General features: G+C 70.6%; 3 protein-coding genes. All 3 read left to right on the plus strand.

Features of this window, described 5'->3' with window-relative positions:
• The first annotated feature begins 292 nt into the window (after positions 1 to 292).
• Entirely contained in the window at positions 293 to 1,243 is a 951-nt protein-coding gene (locus ACRX5S_RS40490; protein ID WP_436778306.1) for an alpha/beta fold hydrolase, read from the plus strand.
• A 261-nt stretch (positions 1,244 to 1,504) separates the two neighbouring features.
• A complete protein-coding gene (locus ACRX5S_RS40495) occupies positions 1,505 to 1,984 on the plus strand; it encodes a carboxymuconolactone decarboxylase family protein (RefSeq protein WP_436778307.1) in 480 nt (159 codons plus the stop codon).
• Between the two features lie 514 nt (positions 1,985 to 2,498).
• Positions 2,499 to 4,142, plus strand: a complete 1,644-nt coding sequence (locus ACRX5S_RS40500) for a GMC oxidoreductase (protein ID WP_436778308.1) — start codon at positions 2,499 to 2,501, stop codon at positions 4,140 to 4,142.
• Positions 4,143 to 4,193: the final 51 nt, after the last annotated feature.

Consider the following 4,193-nt stretch of genomic DNA (forward strand, 5'->3'; position numbering starts at 1 on the left):
GAAACCCCCGGGGAGTGTCTTCAAATGGCCGTCGGACAGCCCGCGGGCCCGGCGGGAATCTGAAGACACGACCTACGTCTCCTTTCCCTTGGACCGCCCTGGCGGGTGCCGCGCGCACCCGGCAGGGCGGTTTCGCGTCCCCGGTTGAGGGTGTGCGCCGTCTCCGCCACCACGCGACCCATGCCTTCCGGACATGGACCCATGCCCGGTCCGGGATCCGCTGTGACGCGCATTCCCGCAGGTGGGTATGCGTGTTACGGTCCGCGTCCAGCCGAGGTGGAGGGACGCCGCAGTGACCACGACAGAGCGCGCCCCGGAACCGGGCCCCGAGGCCGCGGCGGCGGCCTGGGCGGCGTCCGCACGGACCGTCGAACTCCCCTTGTCCGTACCGGCGTTGCCCAACGGACCGGCGCCTCGGTACGCCCTGCGCTACTGCGAACTCCCCGCCGCCGCACCGGAGAAGGACCCGGCGCCGGTGCTGCTGCTGCACGGCTGGGCCGGCAGCGCGGCGGACTGGGACGACGTCGCGCCCGCCCTCGCGGCGGACCGGCGGGTCGTCGCGTACGACCACCGCGGGCACGGCGGGAGCGCAAAGTTCGGGGACACCGACGCCTATACGTTCGACCTGCTGGTCTCGGACCTCGCCGCGTTCGCGGACCGCGTGACGCCCGGACCGGTGCATCTGATCGGCCACTCGATGGGCGGCCTCACCGCCCTGCGCCACACACTCGCCCACCCCGAACGCGTGCGCTCACTGGTCCTGGTGAGCACCGCGCCCAAGCCGTCGGCCGCGCCGCACGTGCGGCTCCTGTTCGCGTTCCTCAACCTGCTCGTGCGGCGCCGCGGCATGGCGCCGCTGGAGAAGTTCGTCCGCCGCCGGTTCAAGGTTGCCGAGAACACCCCCTCCGCCGCGCGCGCCCGCCTGGAGCGTCAGGGGCGGGCACTCGCGGACATGGACCCGATCGCGTTCGTCACCCTCAGCAAGGCGGTCCGGAGGTATGCGCCGGTGCTCGACGGCCTGGACGCGATCACCTGCCCGGTCACCGTGGTCAACGGTGCTCTCGACATCGGACTCCGTTCCGGCGCCGCGCAGTTCGCGTCCCGCATCCGCGGCGCGCGCGTCGCGGTGGTCCCCGGGGCGGGGCACAGCCCCCAGACGGAGGCGCCGGACGCGTGGCTCTCGGCCGTCCGGGAGCACCTCGCCCGGGGGCCGGAAGGGTCCGCGGAGGCCGTCCCGCGGTGAGCCGCCGGAAAATCCAACTGCGGGATTTCTAACGCGTGTTGGTGAGACACCCGACCGCCCGGTGACTAGTTCCCCATCGGCCGCAAGGGCTCCGGGACCTCGGAAAAACGCTCAGTTGGCAGGGTGTGCCGAAGCGTCCGTTCGAGCCCCGAAATCCGTGGTGCCGGGGCTCTGGGAATGCGTCACTCCGGTTGCTATCTTCCGCCGCATGATTCCCGCACGGGCCGGGGATCCGGGCACGCTCGGAAGGAAGAAGCAGCCGTGATCATCGACATTCCCGAAGGCGAGGACGCCATCCCGTACGTCTGGGCCGAGATGGTCCCGGAGATCGGTACGGCGGCCGCGACTTACTCGATGTCCGTGTACGACCACAGCAAGCTCGGCCTGCGCGAGTTCGAGGCCGCCCGACTCCGCATCGCACAGATCAACGGGTGCATCTTCTGCCTCGACTGGCGCACCGAGCGTGACGGCGTGAAGGTCGAGGCGGAGTTCGCCGAGGCGGTCACCGAGTGGCGCACCACGGAGGCGTTCGACGACCGGACGCGCCTCGCCGCCGAGTACGCCGAGCGGTACGCCGTCGACCACCACAACATCGACGACGAGTTCTGGGAGCGCATGAAGGCGCACTACACCCAGCACGAGATCGTCGAGCTCAGCATGGCCATCGGCTCGTGGCTGGCGTTCGGCCGGCTCAACCACGTGCTCGGCCTGGACAGCGTCTGCGTCCTGACGAACCACTGAGACCCGACCGACGCTGATCGGCTCGGCCCCGCACCGGGCCGGTCGCACCGGGCCGCGGACTCCCCGGCCCGCCGCCCGGTCCCGCGGAACGCCTCGGCACAGCACGGCTCAGCTCCACACAGCTCGACGCAGCTCCACACGGCTCGACACGACTCGACCTCGCGCAGCACATCCGGCCCGTCGCCGCCGCCGGCCCCCGGCCCACGGCGCCGACACGTCCGGCACGGGCCACCGCTCCACCGCCCGAAGTCCGACGCCCGAAGCTCGCAGCACCAGGCCCGCGCACCGCTCCGCCCGGCACCGCCTTCCGCGCACCTCGTCCGACCGACCTTTCGCCGGGTCGGCCGGGCGAGCGCTCCCGCCACCGTGGCAAGCCCCTCGTGCCACGGCCATGCCCGCACGCCCTCCCCGGGGGCCTGCCGGGCACACGATCCGGAACATTACGTTCCGGTACCCGCACATCGCACGCGCACGAACAGCAGGTGTTCACTCCCGTCCGAAGTGAGGAAACCTCATGCGTGAAACCGCCCTTCCCGACTCCGGCAGCACCGGCGTCTCGCGGCGCCGCTTCGTCGTCGGAGCCGGTGCGGCCGTCGGAGCCGCCGCCATCGCGAGCCACGTCGCGGCACCCCGCGCCTACGCCGCCCCCGCGGCCGGTCCGATCGCCAACGGCGCCCAGGTCCCCGCACTGGTGATCGGCACCGGCTACGGCGGCTCCGTCACCGCGCTGCGCCTCGCGCAGGCCGGCATCGACGTGCACATGATCGAGATGGGCATGGCCTGGGACACCCCCGGCTCGGACGGCAAGATCTTCGCCAACACGACGACGCCGGACCACCGTTCGTTCTGGCTGCGGACCCGCACCAAGCAGCCGCTCAGCAACTTCCTCGGGTTCCCGATCGACAAGAACATCCCGAAGTACACCGGCATCCTGGACGCCGAGGAGTTCGCCGGGATCATGGTGTACCAGGGCCGCGGCGTGGGCGGCGGCTCGCTGGTGAACGGCGGCATGGCCGTCACGCCCAAGCGCGCGAACTTCGCGGGCATCCTGCCGTCGGTCAACGCCGACGAGATGTACTCGACGTACTACCCGCGCGCCAACGCCGGCCTCGGCGTCACCAGCGTCGACCAGCGCTGGTGGGAGAACGCGCCGTGCTACCAGTACGCCCGAGTCGGCCGCAAGCACGCCGAACGCTCCGGCTTCCCCTTCGTGTTCGTCCCGAACGTGTACGACTGGGACTACATGAAGGCCGAAGAGGCGGGCACCGTACCGAAGTCCGCGCTGGCGGGCGAGGTCATCTACGGCAACAACGCGGGCAAGAAGTCGCTCCAGAAGACCTACATCGCGCAGATCAAGGCGACCGGCCGGGTCACCATCACCCCGCTGCACAAGGTGACTTCGGTCGCCCCCGCGGCGGGCGGCGGGTACACCGTGACCATCGACGAGATCAACACCACGGGTGACACCGTGGCGACCAAGCAGGTCACCGCCGCCCGGGTGTTCTTCGCGGCGGGCAGCGTCGGCACGTCCAAGCTGCTCGTCAAGCTCAAGGCCACCGGGGCGCTGCCCAACCTCAACAACGAGGTGGGCAAGGGCTGGGGCGACAACGGCAACGTCATGTGCGGGCGCGCGAACCACATGTGGGACGCGACCGGCAAGCTCCAGTCCTCGATGCCGACCGCGGGCATCGACAACTGGGACGCGGGTGGCGCGTTCGCCGAGGTGGCGCCCCTGCCGACCGGCATCGAGACGTACGCGTCCTTCTACCTGTCGATCACCAACACCCCGCACCGCGCGGAGTTCAGCTGGAACGCGGCGACCGGCAAGGTGGACCTGAGCTGGCAGGCCGCCTGGAAGCAGACCTCCATCGACATGGCGAAGACGATCTTCGACAAGATCAACCGGAAGGAGGGCACGATCTACCGGACCGACCTGTTCGGCACGTACAAGATCTGGGGAGACCACCTCACGTACCACCCGCTGGGCGGTGCGGTGCTCAACAAGGCCACCGACAACTACGGCCGCCTGCACGGCTACCCCGGGCTGTACGTCATGGACGGCTCACTCATCCCCGGCAACGTCACGGTGAACCCGTTCGTGACGATCACCGCGCTCGCCGAGCGCAACATCGAGAACATCATCGCCAACGACCTCTAGGCGAACCCCCGCGGCAGGGACGACCCCGCGGATCCCACCCGCCGGCGGGGG

Source organism: Yinghuangia sp. YIM S09857 (assembly GCF_051388915.1).
Taxonomy (GTDB): Bacteria; Actinomycetota; Actinomycetes; order Streptomycetales; family Streptomycetaceae; genus Yinghuangia.